Origin of the sequence: Tropicibacter alexandrii (genome assembly GCF_003667315.2) — a bacterium.
Classification (GTDB): Bacteria; Pseudomonadota; Alphaproteobacteria; order Rhodobacterales; family Rhodobacteraceae; genus Tropicibacter; species Tropicibacter alexandrii.
Map to the genome: position 1 here is coordinate 19,829 of NZ_RCTZ02000013.1, position 21,291 is coordinate 41,119.

Consider the following 21,291-nt stretch of genomic DNA (forward strand, 5'->3'; position numbering starts at 1 on the left):
TGTCAGTCGATCGAAAAGAACACTGGGACACCGTCTACGGCAAGACGCCCGAGACCAGCCTGAGCTGGCATCAGGACGATCGTAAGCGCCCGATAGCTACCGCAGTGGAATGTTCTTGACGCGTTCGATGATGTCGGGGTCGTCCACGAAGTCCTCGAGGAAGCTATGCCATTGCTCGATCGAGACCCGGGCAGACATGAGCATGTCCCGAAGTTCGTCGATACCGTCATCCGTGAGGGCAGTCTGGTAGTTGTCCTGACCGACTTGGACGCTAACGATATTGCCGTAGGTGAGGTTGTCATCGTTGCTGACGATGGCTTCGAGAAGGTCCAACTCCTCTCCGAGCAGGCTGGCAACGTGGCTGAGCAAGCAGACATAGGTTGTCTCAGCCATCAGGCGGCCTCGCTCTCAAGCTGGCTTCTCGGCTGCCAATTCCATGGGAGCAGTTCGTCGAGCCGGTTGATCTTGTGATCGTGGATGCGGTCGAGGACGTCGGCTAGCCAGGCCTGCGGGTCCAGTTCGCTCATCTTGGCGGTCTCGATCAACGTCATGGCCCGGGCGAGGGTCTCGCCACCGCTGTCGGAGCCGGCGAACAGCCAGTTGCGGCGCCCGATCCCGATTGGGCGCATGGCGCGCTCGGCCGGGTTGTTGTCGATGCCGATGCGCCCGTCCTCGAGATAGAGCTCGAAGGAGTGCCAACGGGAGAGCCCATAGCGGAAGGCCTTGGCAAGATCGCCCTTGCCTGGGATGCGCACGAGTTGCGCCTCGGCCCACGCCTTGAAGGCGTCGACCTTGGGCCTGGAGTGCTGTTGCCGCGCCGCCTTGCGCAGTCCGGCGGGTTGACCGGCGATCTGCCGTTCGACGTCGTAGAGCTTCCCGATCCGATCGAGCGCCTCGCGTGCGATCTCCGACCTGGTTGTCTCCCAGACATCGTGGAAGTCGCGTCGCAGATGGGCCCAGCAGGCCGCCTCCCTGAACTGGCTACTGCCGTCCGCCCGCGGCTCATAGAGCTGGGCAAAGCCTGCGTAGGCATCGGCCTGCAGGATGCCGCTGCTGGCGTGCAGGTGCTGCCGGGGATGCTCCCCTTTCCGGTCCGGCGAGAAGCGGTAGACCACACCAGGCGGTGCGCTGCCGGCCCAGGGCCTCTGATCTGAGACATAGGCCCAGACCCGACCTTGCTTGACCCCTTTGCCGAGGCCGCGGTCCCGGCGTGACCGGTCCAATACGCGGATCGGAGTGTCGTCTGCATGGAGGATCGGCGCGGCCATGATCTCGGCCTCGATCCTTTCGATGACCGGTTCGAGCACCTTCATGGCCCGGCCGCACCAGTCCAGCAACGTGCTGTCCGGCACTTCGGCGCCCATGCGGGCATAAATCTCGTTGAGGCGATAGAGCGGAACGTGATCATCGAACTTCGAGACCAGGACATGGGCCAGAAGGCCTGGCCCAGCCATGCTGCCGGGGATCGGGCGGCTCGGGGCGGCAGGCTGAACCATCTTCTCGCAGCGGCGGCACGACTTCTTCACCCGTGCGATCTGGATCACCTTCATCTGCGCGGCAACCATGTCGAGCAACTCGCTGACATCTTCTCCTACCACGCGCAGCTCGCCCCCGCACTCCGGGCAGCAGGTGCCGGGATCGAGTTCGCGGCGTTCGCGGGGTGTCCCATCCGATACCCGCGGCCTGCGGCGGGGTTTCACCTCGGCGGCTTCGGGCACCATGTCGAGAGGGCCCGCATCCTCATCTTCGATCGGTTCGCTGCGCTGCTCGGCCGCCGCGATCAACAGGTCTTCCAGCGCGAGCTCGAGCTGGGCAATCTCCCGTTCGATCTTTTCCGACGACTTGCCGAACGCCTGTTTCTGCAGTTTCGCAATCCTCAGCCGCAGCGTCTGGACCAGGTGTTCATGAGCCTGCAGCGTGACCGACATGCGGACATTCTCCGCCTGGAGGGCGGCGATCATCGCCTTCAGAACAGCGGGATCGTTGGAGAGGATATCGGCGTCATCAGACATGCCGACAGATACCACGCGGCGCCCATAATAGCCAACAAAACAAGGGACTTCAGGGAGACAATCTATCCCACGCGCGCAGGTGGCGCGCCCCAGTCCGGACGGCGCCAATCGATCCCTTCCCACAGCATGGCCAGCTGAGCCGAGGTAAGCCGGGCAACGCCGCCTTCGGTGCTCGGCCACGGGAAGCGCCCGCGTTCCAGAACCTTGTAGTAAAGGCAGAAGCCCTGACCATCCCAATAGAGCAGCTTGAGCCGGTCGCCCCGGCGCCCCCGGAACGCGAAGACCGCGCCGCTTGCAGGCTTCTGACGCAGAACGTCCTGTGCCATGGCGGATAGGCCAGAAATGCCCTTCCTCATATCTGTGGCGCCGCAGGCAAGGTAGACCCGCACGCCCGTTCCCGGGCCGATCATGCCGCCTCGATGGCCCGGATCAGCCGCGTCAGAGCTTCTCCGTCCATGCTGCTGTCGAACCTCAAGCATCTCCCGTTGGTCAACCGCAACTCCACCGGAACCGATCTGGTCGGCGTGGGCGCTGGAGCCGCCGACTCCGGGAAATCGACGGGAAGGAAGTAAGCGCCGTGACCGGGCGACCAGAGACCCTTTTGCTTCAGGTCCCGCCGCCAACCGTAAATCTGAGAGCGTGTCACCTCGTAGCGCTGAGCGACCTGGGTCACCGTCGCCCCGTCAGCACCAGCCGCCAGCACGATCTCGAGCTTTGCGTCGTCACTCCACCGTCGGCGTCGCTCAACGCCCAGAACTTCGCCCAGCATGACCCCTCCATCCAAGACACGTCGCAAAGGACGTCGTTAAGCACGTGTCTTAGATCAGGTCGCTTCCAACCGGCAGGCGGCCTCAACCGGTCGGTTACGGACGATCCGACAGTTTCGCTCGACCTAATTCGGATGGCCGGAATTCCCAGAGGCGCGTCGGTGATCGACATAGGCGGCGGCATGTCCCGTTTCACGGACGCCGTGCTGGCGATGGGGCTGCGCGACGTGACGATTTTGGACCTGTCGCAAGTGGCCTTGGATGCCGCGCGAGACCGGCTGGGGCCCGCAGGGGGCAGCTTGACCTGGCTGTGTAAAGACATCACCACCTGGTCGCCGACGCGACAGTACGACCTGTGGCATGACAGGGCGGTATTCCACTTTCTCACCGACCCCGCCGACAGAGCCGCCTATATCGAGAGCTTGACACGCGCCGTCCGGATCGATGGCCATGCCATCATAGCCACTTTTGCGCCGGACGGACCGGATCGGTGCAGCGGCCTGCCGGTCGTCCGCTACAGCCCCGAGAATATCGCGGTGCTTTTGGCAGACAGTTTCGCGCCGGTGGCGCATCGCCGCCACCTCCACCAAACCCCGAAAGGCGCGGAGCAAGCTTTTCAATTTAGCCTGATCCGTCGGGTCGGCTGACCTCAGTCTCCCCCGAGTTGCGCCAGTATTGCCTGAACCTCTGCCTTGCGCGCAAACCACGCGTCTTGGCCAGTCGCGCGTGCGGACGGCCAGTTGCGGCCCTGACATCGGGAAACAACTCGCTGATCTGGCAACGCTTTGGTCGCGCCGGAATTCCGCCGCAAGCACCGAACGTGAAGGTTACTTTCTGAACGTCACCGTGCCGATATCTGTACACCTCCCGTCAAATGGATTGGCCGAACCGTTCGACCAGCCAGCCAAAGGCGATCCCCGTGCTGGCCCACAGCGTTGCCTGCACCGCCAATGTCGATGCCCGGAACTGCCAGAGCAGATCGCGCGGAAAGGCCGGGTCCACCTCGTGGAACGAGGGCAACAGGATCGCTGCCCCGGACATGACCCCTGCGTAGATCCCCGCCCCGATCAGCATCTTGCGTCGTCGCGAAGCGATCCCTTTCACCGCCGAGACAGCCGGCCCGAGGGTTGCCAACGACAGCGCCAGAAAGGCGAAATAGGCCAGGGTGCGCGCCCCGATCGTTTCGGGGTTGCCAACTGCTGGCGGATTTCCCGGAAACTTCAGCATGGGAACGACGATCACCGCGGCAAAGCCCAACGCCGTGATCCAGGCCACCGTGGCCCGTGTCGATCCATGCAGGATCCGCCCCCGCGCCACGGCAAAGCTGATTGCCAGGATCCCGCCCAGGGCCACGCCCACGGCGGCGAGACCGACGAACAATCCAGGACCAGCCTGCAAATGGCGCGACATGCCGCCGGTATCGGAAAGATCCGGCGTATCTGTCGCGTGTGTGTGGCTGTCGGTGGTTTTCATCGCGATGGCCGCGTCCAGCGCAGGTTCACCGACAAGTCGCGCCACGCCGAACGTCACCACGGACGCCAACAGCCCGGCCAGAAGGCCGAGCACAAGAAGACGAGTCATCGCTGTAACTTAGTGGCAGGGAAAGCCAAGAAGGTGGCGCGCATCGTGCACGAATTCGTGCACGTCGGTCCCGGCGAAAACAGACCATGCGCCCTGCTCTGCACCAACGAAATAGACCAGCAGGACAGCCAGCAGCGCGGCCAGGATCGCCCAAGGGGCAATGTCCCGCATAGGGATGGCGGGAAGATCGCTCGAAACGGCGGGACGGGTTGCGACAGTCATTTGGTACTCCTTCTGATGACGCGTCATGAGTATTTTCCAGGGATCCGTGTCTGACTTACGCTTGCGCGATCACAGTGGCGCGACCGTGCCGGATTTTCACCGGCTTCCGTATTCCCCTGTGTCTGATCGATAGGCCAGAATGCCTCGAGCTGCCAACATTTTCTTGCCTCGCCTGTACGAAAGCCCCCCATGCGCCTGATCCTCGTTGCCGCGCCCATGTCTGCGCATCACCCCTTTCGCCTTGCCGCGGATATGAGCGCTGCGCAGGTACAGCGGGCACGTACCCTCTCTGGCCGGCTTGGGGGCAGTGCTTGCCAGACCGCGCCAGGGACCGGTGTCTTGGCCTTGGAGCTTGGATTGCAGCCAAACGACTGCGCGGCGCTCGGCGCGCAGGATTTCGGGCACTGGACAGACATGACCCTGGACGAAGTCGCCGCCACCGATCCCGAGGCACTGTCACTGTGGACCCGTGACCCCGAAGCTCGCCCCGGCGGGGGTACCTCCCTGACAGACCTCTGCGCGACCGTACGACCCTGGCTGGACCAGATGGCGGCCTCGTCGGCAGATCGTGTGGTGGCTCTGGCGGCCCCGCCCGTGCTGCGCGGAGTCATTGTCAGCGCGCTGGACCTGCCGCCTATTGCCGGGTTCCGGCTGGATATCCATCCTCTCGCCCCGATCCACCTGGTACACGACGGTCAACGATGGACATGGCGGCCCGGTAACCCGGACTGATCACGGGTTTTCCAGACGTGCGATGCTTGCCCTGACCTCTGCCTTGCGCGCATCGCCCTCGGGCAACAGCGCATCCGCGCGAAGGTAAGCGTCCCGCGCCTTGTCCATCTCTTGGAGCACGCCATAGGCATTCGCCAGCCTGAGCCATCCGTTCACGTCATCCGGTTCATCCTCAAGCCGCGTCGCCAGACGATCCACCATGGACCGTATGAAAACCGCCCTGTCGCCTTCGCTCATCTCCTGTGCGGCGGCGACATCGGCGGCACTGGGGCTGCGGGCAACAGGCGCACGCGACGCGATGGGCGCCCGGCCGAGTGTTTGTGCGAATGCATTCGCCTGCGCAATATAGGTGTCCATCCAGGGCTGGTAGCCCGGCGTCTCGGCCAGTCGCGCCGTCAGGCGGTCATGAGCTGCCCCGACCTCTCCTGCCTGCGCGTCCGCGATCGCAAGGTAGAACGCCGCCGCCGGGTTCGAGAGGTCCAGCGTCAGCGCCCTGTTCAAAGCGGTCACCGCGTCCGGCGTGACGGTTCCGTCATTGGCCCGGATCATCGCCTCGGCCAGCATCGACCATGTCGCCGAAACCGCGTCGTCACGGCCAGAGGCCGTCCGGAAGGCGGTAACGGCTTCGTCGAATTGTCCCATGCGCGCATAGGTCTGGCCCAACAACATCCAGCCATCGGTCGGGCCGCCGTCGGGATCGGCCCTCAGCCTTTCGCGCAATTGCCCAGCCAAATCGGCGATCCGTCGCGTGTCGGCGCGCTCGTCGGCGCGGTCGGCGAAGGCCACAGCCGGCACGTCGGGCGCACCGGCGAACGAATAGTAGCCAAAGGCCATGGCCGGGACAAACACCGCCGCGAGGATCAGCGCGCCGCGCCCGCCTGTCGTCGTGACGGTCTGCCGATCAGCGCGCCGCAGCACCTGCGCCATGCGGCGGCGGATTTCCTGCCTTGCGGCCTCTGCTTCGGGTGCAGAGACCAGCCCCCGCGCCATGTCGCGGTCGATTTCTTCGAGCTGGTCGACCAGAACCGCCGGCACGGCGTCGGCGCGCAAGACCGGTGCCATGCCTGCCCGGCGCATCGGAAACAGCGCGATGGTCAGACCAGCAATCGCCATGATGGCGAAAATACCCCAGATCATTCCGATCCTCCCTGTTTGTATCGGTCCATGGCCGCTGCAATGCGCGCCTCGTCTTCGGGATCGAGCGCCGCGTCGGTGCGTCGGCGTCGGGCCCGCGAAAGACTGAGCCCCCCGGTCAGCACCGCTGCAAAAATCAGGACCAGCGGCGCAAGCCAAAGCACCACGGTCCGACGTGTGAACGGCGGTTTCAACAGGACGAAATCTCCGTAGCGCGCGTGGATGTAGTCGACCACTTCCGCATTGCTGTCGCCCGCGGTCAGCCGTTCACGTACGAGCAGCCGCAAATCCCGCGCCACCCCGGCGTTGGAACTGTCGATGTCCTGGTTCTGGCAAACCACGCAGCGCAGCTGCTTGGAGATCACGCGGGCGCGCGCCTCAAGCGCCGGGTCGGCCAGGATCTCGTCCGGCTCTACAGCCTGCGCGAGCATGGGCAAGACAGCCAACAGAACGGCGAGCACCACCGCCCTCATGACAGGCCGCCTTGCGCCTGCTGCAACGCGAGCGTGAATTTTGCCACGGCGTCCTCGCCCACGATCGGCCCGACATAGCGATACAGAACCGTTCCGTCTCCGCCGACGATGAAGGTTTCCGGAACGCCGGAAATGCCCCATTCGATACCCGCCCGACCATCGAGGTCAGAGCCGATGGCACTGTACGGGTTGCCCAACTCGGCGAGCCAACGCAGGGCGTCCTCGGGCTTGTCCTTGTAGTTGATGCCCAGAAGGCGCACCCCGTCCCGTTCGACGAACCGCGACAGGACCGCATGTTCGGCCTTGCACGGCACGCACCACGAGGCAAAGACATTGACCACCACGGGGCCGGGATTGCCCGACAGGTCCGCTGTTGCAAGGCCCGGCACGTCGAGTCCTGGGACCGGGTCCAGCGCAAACTCCGGCACCGGGTGCGAGATCAGAACCGAGGGGATATCATTTGGGTCACGCTCAGGGTCCAGTCCCCAAAGGAAAAAGGCCCCGAGGATGGCCGCCAACACCAACGGCAGCCCGGCTAACATGCGTTTCATGGTCACTCCTATTCGGCGGGCTGGGGTTGCGGTCGGCGCGCCCGCCGTGGCGCCCCGACGCGCAGGCGACGGTCCGATAGCGACAGCGCGCCACCCAGCACCAGCAGGCCCGCACCAATCCACAGCAGGTTCACCAGCGGTTCGTACAGGATGCGCAGGGTCCACGCCCCGCCCTTGGCCGCCGTGTCCGAGGCCGGTTCCGTGATCGAGGCGTAGAGATCCCCTGCCAGGGTCGAGCGGATCGCGGATTCCGTTGTCGTCGACCGGGCCACGGGATAGCTGCGCCGTTCGGGGAACAAAGTCGTCACGTAGCTGCCATTGCGCCAAACCTTCAACCGGCCCTGATCGGCCAGATAATTCGGCCCGCGACGCTTCTCGACCCCCTCGAACAGGACCTCGAACCCGGCAATCTCGATGCGGTCCCCAGGTCGGACAAAGGCTATTTCTTCGCTCTTCCAGGCGCTTGACCCGACCATGCCCAGTATGACCACCGCCAGCCCGGCATGAGCCAGCGTCATGCCATGCGACGCCCGTGGTAGTGCGCGGGCGCGGCGGGCCGATTCGGACAGCGGTGCGTCGAACAGCTTGATCCGCAGCGCCCATTCCCGAAGCGTCGCAAACAGCAGCCAGAGCGCTGCGGCAACCGCGACATAGGCCAACACAGGCGCACCGGTCTGAACATACCAAAGCATCAGAGTCGCAGCGAGGCACAGCAGCGCCACGAAGCGCACCCGTTGGAGCACCCCGCCAATATCGGCGCGCTTCCACGACAGGAACGGCCCGATCCCCATGAACAGCACGAGGACCAGCATCATCGGGACGAAAGCGGCGTTGAAGAACGGTGGTCCGACCGAAATCTTGTCGCCGGTCAACGCCTCCAGCAGCAGCGGGTAGAGCGTTCCGAACAGCACCGTCCCGGTCGCCGCCGCGAGGATCAGATTGTTGAGCAGCAGGCCTGCCTCTCGGCTGACGGGCCGGAACAGGCCGCCGCCCTCCATCTCGGGGGCCCGCCACGCATAAAGCGCCAACGACCCGCCGATGGACAGGCCCAACAGCCCGAGGATGTACAGCCCGCGCTCTGGATCGACGGCAAACGCATGAACCGAGGTCAGCAGCCCCGAACGCACGATGAAGGTGCCCAGCAGCGACAACGAAAATGTCAGGATCGCCAGCAGGATCGTCCAGCTTTTGAAGGCGTCGCGCTTTTCCGTGACGATGGCGGAATGCAGCAGCGCCGTTCCCATTAGCCACGGCATGAAGCTGACATTCTCCACCGGGTCCCAGAACCACCAGCCGCCCCAGCCCAACTCGTAATAAGCCCACCACGATCCCAGCGCGATCCCGGCTGTCAGGCTCATCCACGCAGCCAGCGTCCACGGCCGCACCCAGCGCGCCCAGGCGGCATCGACCCTCCCTTCGAGCAAGGCCGCAACCGCAAAGGAAAACACGATGGAAAAGCCTACATACCCGAAATACAGCAGCGGCGGATGCATGGCGAGACCAACGTCCTGCAACAGCGGGTTCAGGTCATTGCCATTCGCGGGCGGCGGAAAGACCCGTTCGAACGGGTTCGAGGTGAACAGCAGGAAGCTCAGGAAACCGACGCTGATCCAGGCCTGCACCGACAGGACGCGCGCCTTGGTGGCGGCGGGGATGTTCGATCCGAACAAGGCCACGCCCGCGCCGAACACCGCAAGGATCAGCACCCACAACAGCAGCGAGCCTTCGTGGCTGCCCCATGTGCCGGCGATCTTGAACAGCATCGGTTTCAGCGAATGGGAATTCTCAACCACGTTCAGCACGGTAAAGTCGCTGACCACGAAAGAGCGCATCAAGGCGGCAAAGGCCAACCCGACAAAAACCACCTGCCCCATGGCCGAGGATTGCGCGGATTGCATCCACACGACGTTGCCGCGCGACGCGCCCAGAATAGGCAACACGCTCTGAACAATGGCCAAGGCCAGCGCCAATGCCAGTGAGAAATGTCCGATTTCCGGGATCATGCTTGGCCTCCCTCGGGGGTGTCGCGGTTATTTGTCCAGCGCAGCTTTGCGACGCTGGAACTCCTCTTCGTCGATCTCGCCCCGCGCATAGCGCAGGCGCAGTTCCTCAAGGGGATCCGGCGCATCGGACACGGCTGGCCCGCTGTCGCCACGGCCCGTCAGCCGCATCACGACCAGTACGACGATCGCAATCACGAGGCCCCAGAACAGCAGCATCCCGAACCCGCCAAGGCCAAATCCGAAACCGCCCATGCCATAGCCGTTCATCATGCCGTCATCGGCATCGGCCAGCGCAGGTGCTGCGCCGGCCAGCGCCGCGCCCAGTGAAATCAGGATCTGTCTCATGGTGTTTCTCCTTCGGTGTTGGCCGCATGTCCGTTCGGCAGCCGCACCCGTGCCCGCAACCCGCCTTCGGGCCGGTTCGTCAGAGTGACATCGCCGCCATGCGACTGGATGATCGTCCGGGCGATGGACAGTCCCAGCCCATGCCCGCCGGTTTCCAGCGACCGCGACTCTTCGAGCCGCACAAACGGGTCAAAGACCTTGTCCAACTGGTCCTCGGGGATGCCCGGTCCGTCGTCGTCAACGATCAGAACCACCTCCCCGCCAGTCTTTTGCCAATCGATGCGCGCCATATGGCCGTAGCGCAGGGCGTTTTCGATCAGGTTGCGCAAGGCGCGGCGCATGGCGTTGGGGCGCAAGCGCAGTTCGGTGTCGTCGGCTCCCAGCAGGTCGACCCCGGCGGGCAGGGTCTGGCACAGAGCGCCGAGGTAGTCGTGCAGATTGACGCGTTCGGGCTGCTCTGATCCGGTCAGTCCGCGTGCGAAAGTCAACGTTGCCTCGACCATGCCCTGCATTTCCTCGACCGAGGCGACGATGCTGTCGCGGGTTTCGTCGTCGTCGACCATCTCGGCACGCACCCGCATCGCCGTCAGGGGCGAGCGCAGGTCGTGCCCCAGCGCCGCCAGCATCCGCGTCCGGTCATTGACGAAGCGGGTCAGGCGTTCCTGCATCCGGTTGAAGGAAACCGTCAGGTCGCGGACCTCGGTCGGGCCGGCAACGGGCAGTTCAGGCACGTCCTCGCCCCGCCCCAGCCGGTCGGCGGCCCGCGCCAGCCGCCGCAGCGGGCCGGTCAACCGCGTCATGACGAACCAGATCACCACGATCAGCAGCACCGTAGCCGACAGCACAAAGGCCAGCATGGATTCCAGCGGCCACTGGATCGGCGGGCGTTCGAAGCGGGTGCCCACATTCAGCCAGTGCCCCCCGGAAATGGCTATGGATAGGTTCATCTCGATGGCTGTCAGCTCGCCCCGCATCATCGCCATGTGCATCTCTGTCATCTCGCGCGACAGATTGGCGAGCGGCATCAACTGGCCCTCGATCTGGTGAAGCTCGACACGGATGTCGCGGCTGTAGCTGTCATCCAGCAGGGTACGGATGCGGCTTTCGACCAGACCGCCATCGGAATGGTCGCTGTGCTGAACCAAGGCCGTCTGCGACAGGTCGAACCGCACGAGAGGCGAATTTGCCGCCCGCAGGATCGAGGCATGCAGATCGGGTGGCGCCTCTTCGATCAGGCGCGCCACGTTGGCTGCACGCCCCGCCGCCTCGAAGCCAAGCGCCGCACGGATCGCAAGGCTGCGCTCGTCGGCGAACAGCAGCAGGCTGATGATCTGCGCCACGGTCAGCGCCGCTACGATCAGCAGGACCAACTGCCAGCGCAGCGTCATCGCGGCACGCAGGCTCATGCCTCGGCCTCGACATCGCAGGCAAGGCTGTAGCCGCCATTGCGCACCGTCTTAATGATGCGCGGGCGCAACACGTCGGGCTCGATCTTGCGGCGCAGGCGGCTGATCTGGTTGTCGATGGTGCGGTCCAGCGGTCCGGCCATGCGGCCTGCCGTCAGGTCCAGCAACTGATCCCGGCTCAGCACAATGCGCGGGCGTTCCAAAAAGACCGACAGCAGCTTGAACTCAGCGCTGGTCAGCGCCGTTTCGGCGCCCGATTCGTCGCGCAGAATCTGCCGGTCCGTGTCCAGTAGCAGGTGGGCAAAACGCACCGTCTGGCCCGCCAGCCGCCCGGCCATGGGGGCTTCGCGCGTGGTCCGCCGCAGGACGGACTTGATCCGGGCAAGCAATTCGCGGGGATTGAACGGCTTGGCCAGATAGTCATCCGCCCCCAGCTCCAGCCCGACGATCCGGTCGGTTTCCTCACCAAGGGCGGTCAGAAGGATGATGGGCAGATCGCCTTGCGGCGACAGACGGCGACAGACGGACAGGCCGTCCTCGCCCGGCATCATGACGTCCAGCACCATCAGGTCGAATTGGCCGACCGCAAGGCAGGCATCCATTTCGGCCGCATCCTTGGCTGCGGTGGCGCGCACCCCGTTCTTTTGCAGAAACCGCGTGACGCTTTCGCGGATCTGGGCGTGATCGTCGACCACGAGAATATGCGGTTGCTGTCCCATGCGCCCCTTCTAACGGACCGGGGCCGGGAACTTCACCGGTCGATTTGTAGCGGTTTGTATCACGCCCCGGCTTTGCGACAGATCGTTACAAATCCGGGGCTGCATGTCGCCCGAAAACAGCGTTTGACTGGGGCCGGAAACGACACTCTCAAGCGAAAGGAGCACACGATGCCCCGATTTACACAAGCTGTCTCTGTTCTTGCGGTTCTGGCACTGACCGCAGCGCCCGCCCTTGCGGACTCAGACCACCACACCGGAAACGGCGCCGGCCCGACGGGCGGTGACATGGCGATTCCCCAGATGAATGGCGACATGCACAACACCATGATGCAGATGATGATGCGGATGCACGCGGGCGGCGACATGCCGATGATGGGCATGGGGTCCTCCGCAATGGGGATGATGGACCGCGACATGATGCAGATGATGCGCCCCATGATGGGCCCGTCCGGTGACGGCATGGGGGACATGGGCGACATGATGCGGCAAGGCATGATGTCCCATGACGGCGACGGGGACGACAGCCTGAGCCTTGACGAATTCGCCGATTGGCACGCACAGATGATGAAGGAGACGATGGTCGATCGCTTCCAGCATCTCGATGCCGACGGCGACGGCAAGATCACCGGTTCCGAAATGCAGGGCTTTGCCGGGCGGATCGGTTCCATGCCGAGGATGGACCCCGCGCAGGAATGAGCCAGTTACACGGGCATGGCCCCGGCAATCGGGCCATGCCGCAACGATAGGAGACCTGCCATGAGCTATACCCATGACCGCCTGCTGAGCGGCGTGTCGATCGACGACGCCGACATGCGCGTGCGCGCAGCCCTGTCCGAGGCGGGGTTCGGCGTGCTGACCGAAATCGACGTCAAGGCGACGATGAAAAAGAAGATCGACGCCGAAATGGAGGGCTACCGCATCCTTGGTGCCTGCAATCCCAAGATGGCGTATGAGGCCATCGGGCTGGAACCGCGCGTCGGCGCGATGCTGCCCTGCAACGTCATCCTGCGCGAAGTCGAGGGCGGCACCGAAGTCAGCGCGATCGATCCCGTCGCGTCGATGGCGGCAATCGACAACGACCAGTTGCACGCCGTCGCGGGCCAGGTCCGCGACATGCTGATGGGGGCTGTCGATGCGGCCTGATCGCACGCGGCGGTTCGTGCTGGCAGGGCTGGCGGCTTCGGGCGCGGCGCCGTTTGCAGTTCCTTCCTGGGCGCAGGGCACGGGCGCATGGTCCGCCGGTCAGGCTTATGATGCGCTGTTGAACGATACTGCGCGGGTGATCGACATCCGCTCTCGCGAGGAATGGCAGGAAACCGGGATCGGCGCCGGGGTCTGGCCGATCAGCATGCACGAAGCCCGCTTTGCCGACCGCCTCTTTGCGGCCCGCTCCCACGCGGGCGAGCGCACCGTCGGGCTGATCTGCGCCACGGGCGGGCGGTCGCTGTCGGTGCTGGGCGCGTTGATGCGGGCGGGCTACACCGGGTATGCCGATATCTCCGAGGGGATGCTGGGCTCCGGGGCCGGGCCGGGCTGGATCGCCGCCGGGCTGCCCGTGGTGCCGCTGGATGCGGCGCTTGCATCCCTCCCAGAGGCGCTGACCTGACATGACCGGGCGCGGCGTGGATCGGTTCAGTCCGGCGCTTCGCCCCTTTGTGTGGATCGCGGCGGCGCTGCTTGGCGCGCTGGCCCTGTACTGGCTGCTGGGTGGGCAGATGCCGACGATCGACCGCGCGCGGGTCGAAACTTGGGTCCATGCCGCGGGCCCTTGGGGGCCTGTCGCCGTTGTCGCACTGATGACCGCCGCCGTTGTCGCCAGCCCGATCCCCAGCGCGCCCATCGCGCTGGCGGCAGGTGCCGCCTATGGGCACTATGCCGGGGCAGCCTACGTCGCCCTCGGGTCCGAGATCGGCGCGGTCATCGCCTTTGCCCTTGCCAGGACGCTCGGGCGCGGCACGGTCGAGCGTTTATTGGGCCACAGTGCCGATCGCGGGCTGTTCGGTTCGCAAAACGCATTGACACTGACGGTCTTTGTCAGCCGCCTGCTGCCCTTCGTATCGTTCGACGCGATGAGTTATGCCGCCGGACTGAGCCGCCTGCACGCCTGGCGCTTTGCGCTGGCGACGATGGCCGGAATCCTGCCCGCCAGCTTCGTTCTGGCCCATGTGGGCAGCGTCGCCATGCAGGGAGATTTCGGGTCGGCGGAATGGCTGGCCCTCGGCCTGGGGCTGGTCACGGCGGTACCGCTGCTGGTGCTGGCCTTGCGGCACCGGGACGATGACAAGAGGAATACGGAATGACTTCGGACTATCGCAAGAACAGCCTGACCCTGCTGGATGCCATCGCCATGGGTACCGGCGTGATGATCGGCGCCGGGATCCTCGCGCTGACCGGTCAGATCGCAGCTTTGGCGGGGCCGCTCTTCCCCTTCGCCTTCATCGCCGGTGCCGTTGTCACCGCCTTCAGCGCCTACACCTATGTCAAGATGTCGAACGCCTACCCCTCTGCGGGCGGCATAGGGATGATCTTGCAAAAAGCCTATGGCCCAACGACTGTCGCCGCCGGGGCCGCCCTGCTGATGGCGCTGTCGATGGTCATCAACGAAAGCCTCGTGGCGCGGACCTTTGCCACCTACCTGCTGCGCGGGCTCGACATGCCGCGCGACACATGGCTTGTGCCCGCCATCGGCGTGAGCGTCATCGTGTTTGCGTGGCTGGTCAATGTCGCGGGCAACCGGTCCGTCGGCTGGCTGTCGGTGCTGATGGCAGCGCTGAAGGTCGGGGGCATCACCGTTTTCGGCATAGCAGCGCTTTGGGCGGGCGGGATCAGCTTCGAGGCGACCGGGGGACAGCAAGACACCGGGATCACCGGATTTGTCGCCTCGATGGCTCTGGCGATCCTTGCCTTCAAGGGGTTCACGACCATCACGAACAGCGGGGCCGAAATCACGAACCCGCACCGCAACGTTGGCCGTGCCATCATCGTTTCCATCGCCATCTGTACGCTGGTCTACCTGTTGGTCGCCTTTGCCGTCGGCAGCAGTCTGCCGCTGGACCGGATCGTTGCTGCACGGGACTATGCGCTGGCCGAGGCCGCGGAACCGGCCCTGGGGCGGACCGGGTTCTACCTGACCGTCGGCCTGGCGCTCGTGGCGACGGCCTCCGGCCTGATCGCCAGCGTCTTTGCCGTGTCCCGCATGCTGGCCATGCTGACCGAGATGCGGATGATCCCGCACAGCCATTTCGGCATGCCCGGCGTCATCCGCGACCACACCTTAGTCTACACGGTTGTGATTGCCACGCTGCTGACCATCTTCTTCGATCTCGGACGCATCGCGTCGCTGGGGGCGTTCTTCTATCTGGTGATGGACATGCTGATCCATTGGGGAGTGTTCCGCAATCTGCGGACCGAGGTGGGCGCGCGCGGCTGGGTCTTGCTGACCGCAATCGGATTGGACGCCGTCGTGTTGGCTGCCTTTGCCGGGATGAAGGTGCAGGCCGACCCTTGGATCGTGGTGATCGCAGGTGTCGGAATGATCATCGTTTTTGGCTTCGAGCACATCTTCTTGCGTCGGCACCCGCCCAAAATGCATCACCATCACGGCGCTTGACCTTCCCCTTGCTGGAGGGCCCATGACTGATACGGGAAAGGACTTCGATCATGCCCGACCATGCCCACCACTCCCATTCGCAGCATGCCCCGATCCCGGCTGGCGCCCCTACGGCCACGGACCCGGTCTGTGGTATGACCATCGAAGTCAAGGACGACACCCGAACGCAGACCTTTGGAGGAGAGACCCATCATTTCTGCTCGGCCTCCTGCGAGGACAGGTTCAAGGCTGACCCGTGGTTCTATGCGTCCGGCAATGCCGACAAGACAGGCCAACAGGCCCAACCCGGCACGCAATGGACCTGCCCCATGCACCCCGAGATCGTCCGCGACGAACCGGGGGCCTGCCCGATCTGCGGCATGGCGCTGGAACCGATGCTACCCAGCGACGAACCGTCCGAAGAACTGACCGACTTCACCCGCCGGATGTGGATCAGCGCCGCGGCGGCGGTGCCTTTGGTCATCCTGACGATGGGAGAGCTTGTCGGCCTGCCCGTCCGCGACTGGCTGGGTCACCGTATCGCGACCTACATCGAATTCCTGTTGGCCACGCCCATCGTCCTGTGGGCCGCGCTGCCGTTCTTCAGACGCGGGCTGGACTCGTTCCGCAACCTGTCACCCAACATGTGGACGCTGATCTCGCTTGGGGTCGGGTCGGCATATGTCTATTCGATCTTTGCCACCTTCCTGCCAAGTGTCTTCCCCGAGGACTACCGGATGGGCGAAGGCGTCGGCACCTATTTCGAGGCCTCGGTCGTCATCGTCGCCCTGATTTTCGTCGGGCAGGTGCTGGAACTCCGCGCGCGCGAACGCACCGGCGATGCGATCCGCGCCCTGCTGGACCTTGCTCCAAAGACCGCTCGCCGCATCCTGCCCGATGGCGAGGAATACGATGCGCCGCTGGAAAACGTGGTCGCGGGCGACATGCTGCGCGTCCGCCCCGGCGACAGCATTCCGGTGGATGCCGAAGTGGTCGAGGGTCGGTCCTCGGTTGATGAAAGCATGATCACCGGCGAACCCGTGCCCATCGAAAAGACCGCAGGCGACCGCGTCACCGGCGGCACGATCAACAAGAATGGCACGCTGGCGATCCGCGCCACGCAAGTCGGTGCCGACACGGTGCTTTCCCAGATCGTCGACATGGTCGCGGGCGCCCGCCGGTCGCGGGCGCCAATCCAAGGTCTGGCAGACCGGGTTTCGGCGATCTTCGTACCCACCGTGGTCGGTATTGCAACGCTGGCCTTCTTCGCGTGGCTTTTGATCGGTCCTGACCCGGCGCTGGCGTTTGCCATCACCGCCGCCGTTTCCGTACTGATCATCGCCTGCCCCTGTGCGCTGGGGCTGGCTACGCCGATCTCGATCACCACCGCCGCCGGGCGTGGCGCGCAGGCGGGCGTGCTGATCAAGGACGCCGAGGCACTGGAGCGCATGGCCCGCGTCGATACCGTCATCGTCGACAAGACCGGCACGCTGACCATGGGCAAGCCCACCCTGACCGACGTGGTCGGCCTGTCGGGCGCGAACGAGGCTGACGTGCTGGCCTATGCCGCCGCCCTGGAACGCGGCTCCGAACACCCTCTGGCCGAAGCCATCGTTCAGGGTGCACGGGACAGGGGCGCCCCACGCCACGACGCAAGTGAATTCGATGCGGTAACGGGCAAAGGCGTCACCGGACGGGTTGAAGGCCGCGATGTGGCTCTTGGCAACCCGGCGTTGATGGCGGCTCTGGGGGTCGACACGTCTGCTGGGGACGCGCCCGCCGATGCGATGCGCGCGGACGGTAAGACGGCCATGTATGTTGCCCTTGACGGAACGCTGGCCGGTCTGGTCGCCGTTGCCGACCCGATCAAGGACACGACCGCCGCAGCGATCCGCGACCTGCACGCGCTTGGCCTTAGGGTCATCATGGCGACCGGCGACAACCAGCGCACCGCCGAAGCGGTCGCGCGCCAACTCGATATCGACGAGGTCCGCGCGGGCGTTCTGCCCGAGGACAAGAAATCCCTTGTCGAGGAGTTGCGTGCGCAAGGCGCCTATATCGCGATGGCCGGCGACGGGGTGAATGACGCCCCTGCCCTTGCCGCCGCCGATGTCGGGATTGCCATGGGCACCGGAGCCGACGTGGCTGTCGAAAGCGCAGGGATCACCCTTCTGGGCGGCGACCTGACCGGCATTGTACGCGCCCGCAAACTGGCCACCGCAACGCTTCGCAACATCAAGGAAAACCTGTTCTTTGCCTTCGCCTACAACGCTGCAGGCGTACCCATCGCCGCTGGCATCCTGTACCCGTTCATCGGGCTTCTATTGTCGCCGATGATCGCTGCCGCTGCGATGAGCCTGTCTTCCGTATCGGTCATCGGCAACGCACTTCGGTTGCGACGCGCCGAATTGTAGTTTGTGAACTCACGCCGAAGTGCAAAGCCTGACACCTGAGCCTATTCCAGCCGGTTACTGATCTCCAGCAGGCGGCTTTCGAAGACCACGGCGGGTGTTCTGTAGCCGAGGCATTTCCTTGGCGTGGAGTTGAGCTTCCGGCAGATGGTGCGCAGCCGCTTCGGGGTCAGCGTGGTCGGATCGGTTGTGCGGGGCAGGTCCCGGCGCAATCGGTTGTTGGTGTTCTCGACGGTGCCCTTCTGCCAAGGTGCCTGCGGGTCACAGAACCAGCTGTCGGTGCCCATGCCGTCCTTCAGCTGCGGCCTGGCCGAGAACTCAGTGCCGCGGTCGAAGGTGATCGAACGTCGGGCATCGGCAGGCAGTTTCGACAGGCCGCCGATCAGCGCCTCCACGATCGGTTTTGACTGGCGATCTTCGTTGCGGAGCACCACGGTCAACCGGCTGACGCGCTCGACCAGCGAGGTGACGTTGACCTTGCCGTGCTCCTTGCGGAACATCATCAGATCACACTCCCAGTGTCCGAATTCCTGACGTTCAGCCACCTCGTCGGGGCGATTGCGAAGGCTCTGGGCCTCGAAGATATGCCCATGCTGGTGGCGCCTCTGGCCACGTGGTCGGCGGCGCCTGCGATGCTCGGATAGATGGCGGTGGAATTGCACGGCCCGACCTTCCTTGGAATAGGCGAAGCGGTAGATGGTTTCATGGCTGACGCGGATCGGATGCCGTTCCAGCCGCATCCGGCCAGCGATCTGTTCCGGCGACCATCCTGATTTCAGGGCGTCCTCCACGGCGGCCTTGATCTCGGGATGGCGGATCAGCTTTCGATGGATCGCACGACGCTCCTCGTAGATCTTCTGCGCGAGGAGGGCGTGGTAGCCGTTCAGCTCGGGCATCTCCTTGTCTTCAAAGACATTCCTGCGCAGCTCGCGATAGATCGTCGACGGCGCGCGGCCCAGATGATCCGCGATTTCCGGAACCGGCATCTTCGCTTAACTCCACTTCGCAATCTTCCGGCGTTCCTCGAAAGTCAGGTGAGGGTAGCAGCGGCCCATTTACATTCTCCATGCAAGATTCTGGTTTCATACAGAATTTGCACTTCATTTGTGAATCCACCGTTGAAGGCTCAAATCTCCGATAATGGGCGATTATGCGAAGAGCTTCTTCTGCTGACGGACAGAGCTACTCGCTCCAGATGATCGACAGCTTAGGCGGTCCTAAACTGGACCACCCATCGGCTCATAAAGCACGCCCTGAACCTCGCCATCGAGCCACCAGGGCTGAAGTTCTCCGTTGTCCCATTCATAGAGATGGCCGACCAGTTTGCCCGACGTTTTGGAGACGATTCTCATGATGGCTTTTCCGGTCAAACGCGGGGCTTGGGACATGGTGAACTCCTTCCAACTCGTCATGCAAAGCGATTGATTTGCATCGCTGTTACATTCTTGGCCGCCTCTTATTGGCGTCATGCTGCACTCGCAACATGCAATCCAAAGTTGACAAGGGGCTGCGCGGATTCTTGCGTTTGTGATCGATAACCTTGCTTGCGAGGCGCTAGCCATCGTCGGACGTTTTGTTGGCGGCATCCGGTGCGTGTGGGTCTTCGCTTTGCGCTCTAGCTCCGGTCAACTCAGCCAGAATCTTGTCGATCTCCTGCCAGACCAGCGGCTCGAGCTGGCCGCGGATCAGCGACCACTTGCTGCAGACGTCGAGCGGGTCCTCGATGGCCATGATCGCGGTCAGGGCCTCCGCATCCACGGCCACCGTCGTGCGCATCCGCCAGGACGCCGGTTTCGCCGTTCGGTCGCTTCTCGGCGGAACGAACTCCGGCTTCAGCTGCCAGTGCCTTGTCGCGCGCCTCAGCGCGGCCCGGACGACATGGGCCGGATTGACGCCACTGGCGTTCAGGGCGGCGGCCTGGCGCTCCAGGGCTGTCACCCGCACATCCACCTTCCGGGTCCGCGCGGATTGAGGCTGCGCAACACCTGGCGAACGTTCAACGACATCAGGGACGGCTTCGGCATGGGGCGCCGGTGGCCGTTCGGGCGTCATCAGCTCTGACCCCTCGCTTGCCCGCGTGATCCCAACCCCTTCAGGGTCAGGCCTCGTAAACTCCTGGCGTTGCGGTTCGACAGGCGCTGAGACCTTCAGACCTGCGGCATAGCCTGGGTCCGGGCGCGTGATCGTGGGGATCTTCTTGCGCATCGCGTCAGGCCGCGAGGACGTTGTTGAGGATGTCGGTCGCTTCCTCCAGCGCCTCGACCATGTGGCGGACATGGGGACGCATCAGCGGGTTCGGATCGGTCTGCTTCTGCAGCGCGATGGCGTGCAAGAGCCCCTTCTCGTCCATCTCCTTGTAGGCGTTCCGGCGCAGCATCACGGTCTCGATGAGCGGGAACATCCCGATGGCACTCTCGATCAGCGCCGCATCCGCCTTGGTGGTCTTCGGGTCGACCATGTTCAGGACAACATGATGCCGGGGCAGCGAGGAAGCGTCATCGACGCGCACGGCGAGCTGCCGGAACCAATCCACTGTCTGGCCGCCGACGTCGAAATCCGAGGTCGAGAGCATGACCGGGGTGACGATGTGATCGGCGAGCACCGCGATCTCGTCGGACCATTCGGCCCCCACCCCAGCGGTGTCGATGAAAATGAAATCCGCTGAGCCGTCCGCGTAGACCCGCTCGATCATCCGATCGACGTCAGCCACGCTTTCCGCCACCGATGAGTTCAGGCGCGGTGAGCCATACCCTGCCCCTTCGGCGCGCGCGTGCCAGGACGACAGCACGCCAGTGCTGTCGGTATCGATGAGCATCACCCGGCGGCCGGCTGCGACGGCGGCGCTGATCAGCGCGCGGGAGAGCGTGGTCTTGCCACTCCCCCCCTTCCGGGCCATCGCAGCGATCACCACAAGGTTGTCGTTGGGCATCTGGGCATCTCCGGCAAAAATGGTGAAACGTCGCAAAACGATTGCCGCGTCGGTATCCCGACCAATTGTGGACGTCAAGCATTGTGCGGACCGCGCGAGACATAGGGCAGTCGGCGTGGCGCACTCTCCGGGGTGCGGATCGCACGCAGCACCCGACACGGGACGCGGTCCGTGCCGCAGGGTGCGTAGCTAAGTCAGCGTGTGACGCGGCGCACTGGACGTGAGTCGGGTGCCGGACAACAGACAGCATCCCGCAGAGAACGGCAGGCAGAAGACGGGAAACGGGCCGCGGAACGCGGAAGACGGGGCGCGAAGCGCATCTCGCGGGCTGCAGAATGCAGCGCGCGGGATGCACTCCGCAGAAGGCGTCAAATCGCCCCTGCAGGGCGATTTTCTACATTGAGTACAAGCCCTTAT

At 64.4% G+C, this 21,291-nt stretch carries 24 protein-coding genes, 1 pseudogene and 1 riboswitch; of the genes and pseudogenes, 8 read left to right on the forward strand and 17 right to left on the reverse strand.

The window, feature by feature from the left end; genetic code table 11:
• Positions 1–96: 96 nt before the first annotated feature.
• The 4 genes from D8Z78_RS16065 to tnpA all read right to left on the reverse strand — a co-directional run bounded on the left by D8Z78_RS16065 (position 97) and on the right by tnpA (position 2,781).
• Positions 97–393 carry a hypothetical protein gene (locus tag D8Z78_RS16065; RefSeq protein WP_058249073.1) on the reverse strand — a complete coding sequence of 99 codons (297 nt, stop codon included), beginning with the start codon at positions 391–393 and terminating at the stop codon, positions 97–99.
• The gene (tnpC, locus tag D8Z78_RS16070) at positions 393–2,012 is read right to left on the reverse strand and encodes an IS66 family transposase (RefSeq protein WP_058249074.1); all 1,620 of its coding nucleotides are present in this window, start codon (positions 2,010–2,012) and stop codon (positions 393–395) included. The genes D8Z78_RS16065 and tnpC overlap by 1 nt, the downstream gene beginning before the upstream one ends.
• A 62-nt stretch (positions 2,013–2,074) precedes the next feature.
• Entirely contained in the window at positions 2,075–2,491 is a 417-nt protein-coding gene (tnpB, locus tag D8Z78_RS16075; protein ID WP_476718454.1) for an IS66 family insertion sequence element accessory protein TnpB, read from the reverse strand.
• Positions 2,419–2,781: an IS66-like element accessory protein TnpA gene (gene tnpA / locus D8Z78_RS16080; RefSeq protein WP_058249106.1), complete on the reverse strand. Its 363-nt coding sequence runs from the start codon at positions 2,779–2,781 to the stop codon at positions 2,419–2,421. Before tnpA ends, tnpB begins: the two co-directional genes overlap by 73 nt.
• A 132-nt stretch (positions 2,782–2,913) precedes the next feature.
• Between tnpA and D8Z78_RS16085 the strand changes: the two genes are divergently transcribed.
• Positions 2,914–3,426, forward strand: a complete 513-nt coding sequence (locus tag D8Z78_RS16085) for a class I SAM-dependent methyltransferase (protein ID WP_083499941.1) — start codon at positions 2,914–2,916, stop codon at positions 3,424–3,426.
• A gap of 223 nt (positions 3,427–3,649) precedes the next feature.
• Here the strand turns inward: D8Z78_RS16085 and D8Z78_RS16090 are convergent, their stop codons facing one another.
• Together D8Z78_RS16090 and D8Z78_RS16095 are read right to left on the reverse strand one after the other, a co-directional pair.
• A complete protein-coding gene (locus D8Z78_RS16090) occupies positions 3,650–4,360 on the reverse strand; it encodes a CbtA family protein (RefSeq protein WP_128910808.1) in 711 nt (236 codons plus the stop codon).
• Between the two features lie 9 nt (positions 4,361–4,369).
• Complete coding sequence (locus D8Z78_RS16095; RefSeq protein WP_106268384.1) at positions 4,370–4,582, reverse strand: CbtB domain-containing protein; 213 nt, start codon at positions 4,580–4,582, stop codon at positions 4,370–4,372.
• A 22-nt stretch (positions 4,583–4,604) separates the two neighbouring features.
• Positions 4,605–4,736, reverse strand: a riboswitch (cobalamin riboswitch).
• Between the two features lie 35 nt (positions 4,737–4,771).
• Between D8Z78_RS16095 and D8Z78_RS16100 the strand changes: the two genes are divergently transcribed.
• A complete protein-coding gene (locus D8Z78_RS16100) occupies positions 4,772–5,314 on the forward strand; it encodes a histidine phosphatase family protein (protein ID WP_058249078.1) in 543 nt (180 codons plus the stop codon).
• Here the strand turns inward: D8Z78_RS16100 and ccmI are convergent, their stop codons facing one another.
• The 7 genes from ccmI to D8Z78_RS16135 are packed head-to-tail and all read right to left on the reverse strand — an operon-like array spanning position 5,315 to position 11,945.
• Positions 5,315–6,451, reverse strand: coding sequence for a c-type cytochrome biogenesis protein CcmI (gene ccmI / locus D8Z78_RS16105; RefSeq protein ID WP_058249079.1), 1,137 nt, complete (start codon positions 6,449–6,451; stop codon positions 5,315–5,317).
• Entirely contained in the window at positions 6,448–6,921 is a 474-nt protein-coding gene (locus D8Z78_RS16110) for a cytochrome c-type biogenesis protein (protein ID WP_058249080.1), read from the reverse strand. Before D8Z78_RS16110 ends, ccmI begins: the two co-directional genes overlap by 4 nt.
• Positions 6,918–7,472, reverse strand: a complete 555-nt coding sequence (locus D8Z78_RS16115) for a DsbE family thiol:disulfide interchange protein (RefSeq protein WP_058249081.1) — start codon at positions 7,470–7,472, stop codon at positions 6,918–6,920. Before D8Z78_RS16115 ends, D8Z78_RS16110 begins: the two co-directional genes overlap by 4 nt.
• An 8-nt stretch (positions 7,473–7,480) precedes the next feature.
• Positions 7,481–9,475: a heme lyase CcmF/NrfE family subunit gene (locus D8Z78_RS16120; protein ID WP_058249082.1), complete on the reverse strand. Its 1,995-nt coding sequence runs from the start codon at positions 9,473–9,475 to the stop codon at positions 7,481–7,483.
• 27 nt (positions 9,476–9,502) lie between these two features.
• Complete coding sequence (locus D8Z78_RS16125) at positions 9,503–9,820, reverse strand: SHOCT domain-containing protein (protein ID WP_234988890.1); 318 nt, start codon at positions 9,818–9,820, stop codon at positions 9,503–9,505.
• The gene (locus D8Z78_RS16130; RefSeq protein ID WP_058249083.1) at positions 9,817–11,226 is read right to left on the reverse strand and encodes an ATP-binding protein; all 1,410 of its coding nucleotides are present in this window, start codon (positions 11,224–11,226) and stop codon (positions 9,817–9,819) included. The genes D8Z78_RS16125 and D8Z78_RS16130 overlap by 4 nt, the downstream gene beginning before the upstream one ends.
• A complete protein-coding gene (locus D8Z78_RS16135) occupies positions 11,223–11,945 on the reverse strand; it encodes a response regulator (RefSeq protein WP_058249084.1) in 723 nt (240 codons plus the stop codon). The genes D8Z78_RS16130 and D8Z78_RS16135 overlap by 4 nt, the downstream gene beginning before the upstream one ends.
• 168 nt (positions 11,946–12,113) lie before the next feature.
• Here D8Z78_RS16135 and D8Z78_RS25025 point away from each other — a divergent pair, with 168 nt between their 5' ends.
• Genes D8Z78_RS25025 through D8Z78_RS16165 form a run of 6 tightly spaced genes read left to right on the forward strand, consistent with a single transcriptional unit; the run spans position 12,114 to position 17,948 of the window.
• The gene (locus D8Z78_RS25025) at positions 12,114–12,641 is read left to right on the forward strand and encodes an EF-hand domain-containing protein (protein WP_058249085.1); all 528 of its coding nucleotides are present in this window, start codon (positions 12,114–12,116) and stop codon (positions 12,639–12,641) included.
• 60 nt (positions 12,642–12,701) lie between these two features.
• Positions 12,702–13,088: a DUF302 domain-containing protein gene (locus tag D8Z78_RS16145; RefSeq protein WP_058249086.1), complete on the forward strand. Its 387-nt coding sequence runs from the start codon at positions 12,702–12,704 to the stop codon at positions 13,086–13,088.
• Complete coding sequence (locus D8Z78_RS16150) at positions 13,078–13,551, forward strand: rhodanese-like domain-containing protein (RefSeq protein ID WP_106268377.1); 474 nt, start codon at positions 13,078–13,080, stop codon at positions 13,549–13,551. Before D8Z78_RS16145 ends, D8Z78_RS16150 begins: the two co-directional genes overlap by 11 nt.
• Position 13,552: 1 nt before the next feature.
• Positions 13,553–14,245 (forward strand): TVP38/TMEM64 family protein, encoded by a 693-nt coding sequence (locus D8Z78_RS16155; protein ID WP_058249087.1) that lies wholly within the window; start codon positions 13,553–13,555, stop codon positions 14,243–14,245.
• A complete protein-coding gene (locus D8Z78_RS16160; RefSeq protein ID WP_058249088.1) occupies positions 14,242–15,555 on the forward strand; it encodes an APC family permease in 1,314 nt (437 codons plus the stop codon). Before D8Z78_RS16155 ends, D8Z78_RS16160 begins: the two co-directional genes overlap by 4 nt.
• Positions 15,556–15,605: 50 nt before the next feature.
• Entirely contained in the window at positions 15,606–17,948 is a 2,343-nt protein-coding gene (locus tag D8Z78_RS16165) for a heavy metal translocating P-type ATPase (RefSeq protein ID WP_058249089.1), read from the forward strand.
• A 41-nt stretch (positions 17,949–17,989) separates the two neighbouring features.
• Here the strand turns inward: D8Z78_RS16165 and D8Z78_RS16170 are convergent.
• From D8Z78_RS16170 to D8Z78_RS16180, 4 genes and pseudogenes are all read right to left on the reverse strand, one after another.
• A pseudogene (locus D8Z78_RS16170) lies at positions 17,990–19,000 on the reverse strand (IS30 family transposase).
• Positions 19,001–19,162: 162 nt separating this feature from the next.
• Positions 19,163–19,333: a hypothetical protein gene (locus tag D8Z78_RS24695; protein ID WP_159452517.1), complete on the reverse strand. Its 171-nt coding sequence runs from the start codon at positions 19,331–19,333 to the stop codon at positions 19,163–19,165.
• Between the two features lie 166 nt (positions 19,334–19,499).
• Positions 19,500–20,150, reverse strand: a complete 651-nt coding sequence (locus D8Z78_RS16175; RefSeq protein ID WP_206169698.1) for a hypothetical protein — start codon at positions 20,148–20,150, stop codon at positions 19,500–19,502.
• 4 nt (positions 20,151–20,154) lie between these two features.
• Entirely contained in the window at positions 20,155–20,874 is a 720-nt protein-coding gene (locus tag D8Z78_RS16180; protein WP_128910810.1) for a ParA family protein, read from the reverse strand.
• Between the last annotated feature and the right edge of the window lie 417 nt (positions 20,875–21,291).

Coding starts and splice junctions, on each gene's coding strand:
- D8Z78_RS16065 (WP_058249073.1), bottom strand. CDS start 393: ATGGCTGAGACAACCTATGTCTGCTTGCTCAGCCACGTTGCCAGCCTG.
- tnpC (WP_058249074.1), bottom strand. CDS start 2,012: ATGTCTGATGACGCCGATATCCTCTCCAACGATCCCGCTGTTCTGAAG.
- tnpB (WP_476718454.1), bottom strand. CDS start 2,491: ATGCTTGAGGTTCGACAGCAGCATGGACGGAGAAGCTCTGACGCGGCT.
- tnpA (WP_058249106.1), bottom strand. CDS start 2,781: ATGCTGGGCGAAGTTCTGGGCGTTGAGCGACGCCGACGGTGGAGTGAC.
- D8Z78_RS16085 (WP_083499941.1), top strand. CDS start 2,914: ATGGCCGGAATTCCCAGAGGCGCGTCGGTGATCGACATAGGCGGCGGC.
- D8Z78_RS16090 (WP_128910808.1), bottom strand. CDS start 4,360: ATGACTCGTCTTCTTGTGCTCGGCCTTCTGGCCGGGCTGTTGGCGTCC.
- D8Z78_RS16095 (WP_106268384.1), bottom strand. CDS start 4,582: ATGACTGTCGCAACCCGTCCCGCCGTTTCGAGCGATCTTCCCGCCATC.
- D8Z78_RS16100 (WP_058249078.1), top strand. CDS start 4,772: ATGCGCCTGATCCTCGTTGCCGCGCCCATGTCTGCGCATCACCCCTTT.
- ccmI (WP_058249079.1), bottom strand. CDS start 6,451: ATGATCTGGGGTATTTTCGCCATCATGGCGATTGCTGGTCTGACCATC.
- D8Z78_RS16110 (WP_058249080.1), bottom strand. CDS start 6,921: ATGAGGGCGGTGGTGCTCGCCGTTCTGTTGGCTGTCTTGCCCATGCTC.
- D8Z78_RS16115 (WP_058249081.1), bottom strand. CDS start 7,472: ATGAAACGCATGTTAGCCGGGCTGCCGTTGGTGTTGGCGGCCATCCTC.
- D8Z78_RS16120 (WP_058249082.1), bottom strand. CDS start 9,475: ATGATCCCGGAAATCGGACATTTCTCACTGGCATTGGCGCTGGCCTTG.
- D8Z78_RS16125 (WP_234988890.1), bottom strand. CDS start 9,820: ATGAGACAGATCCTGATTTCACTGGGCGCGGCGCTGGCCGGCGCAGCA.
- D8Z78_RS16130 (WP_058249083.1), bottom strand. CDS start 11,226: ATGAGCCTGCGTGCCGCGATGACGCTGCGCTGGCAGTTGGTCCTGCTG.
- D8Z78_RS16135 (WP_058249084.1), bottom strand. CDS start 11,945: ATGGGACAGCAACCGCATATTCTCGTGGTCGACGATCACGCCCAGATC.
- D8Z78_RS25025 (WP_058249085.1), top strand. CDS start 12,114: ATGCCCCGATTTACACAAGCTGTCTCTGTTCTTGCGGTTCTGGCACTG.
- D8Z78_RS16145 (WP_058249086.1), top strand. CDS start 12,702: ATGAGCTATACCCATGACCGCCTGCTGAGCGGCGTGTCGATCGACGAC.
- D8Z78_RS16150 (WP_106268377.1), top strand. CDS start 13,078: ATGCGGCCTGATCGCACGCGGCGGTTCGTGCTGGCAGGGCTGGCGGCT.
- D8Z78_RS16155 (WP_058249087.1), top strand. CDS start 13,553: ATGACCGGGCGCGGCGTGGATCGGTTCAGTCCGGCGCTTCGCCCCTTT.
- D8Z78_RS16160 (WP_058249088.1), top strand. CDS start 14,242: ATGACTTCGGACTATCGCAAGAACAGCCTGACCCTGCTGGATGCCATC.
- D8Z78_RS16165 (WP_058249089.1), top strand. CDS start 15,606: ATGCCCGACCATGCCCACCACTCCCATTCGCAGCATGCCCCGATCCCG.
- D8Z78_RS24695 (WP_159452517.1), bottom strand. CDS start 19,333: ATGTCCCAAGCCCCGCGTTTGACCGGAAAAGCCATCATGAGAATCGTC.
- D8Z78_RS16175 (WP_206169698.1), bottom strand. CDS start 20,150: ATGCGCAAGAAGATCCCCACGATCACGCGCCCGGACCCAGGCTATGCC.
- D8Z78_RS16180 (WP_128910810.1), bottom strand. CDS start 20,874: ATGCCCAACGACAACCTTGTGGTGATCGCTGCGATGGCCCGGAAGGGG.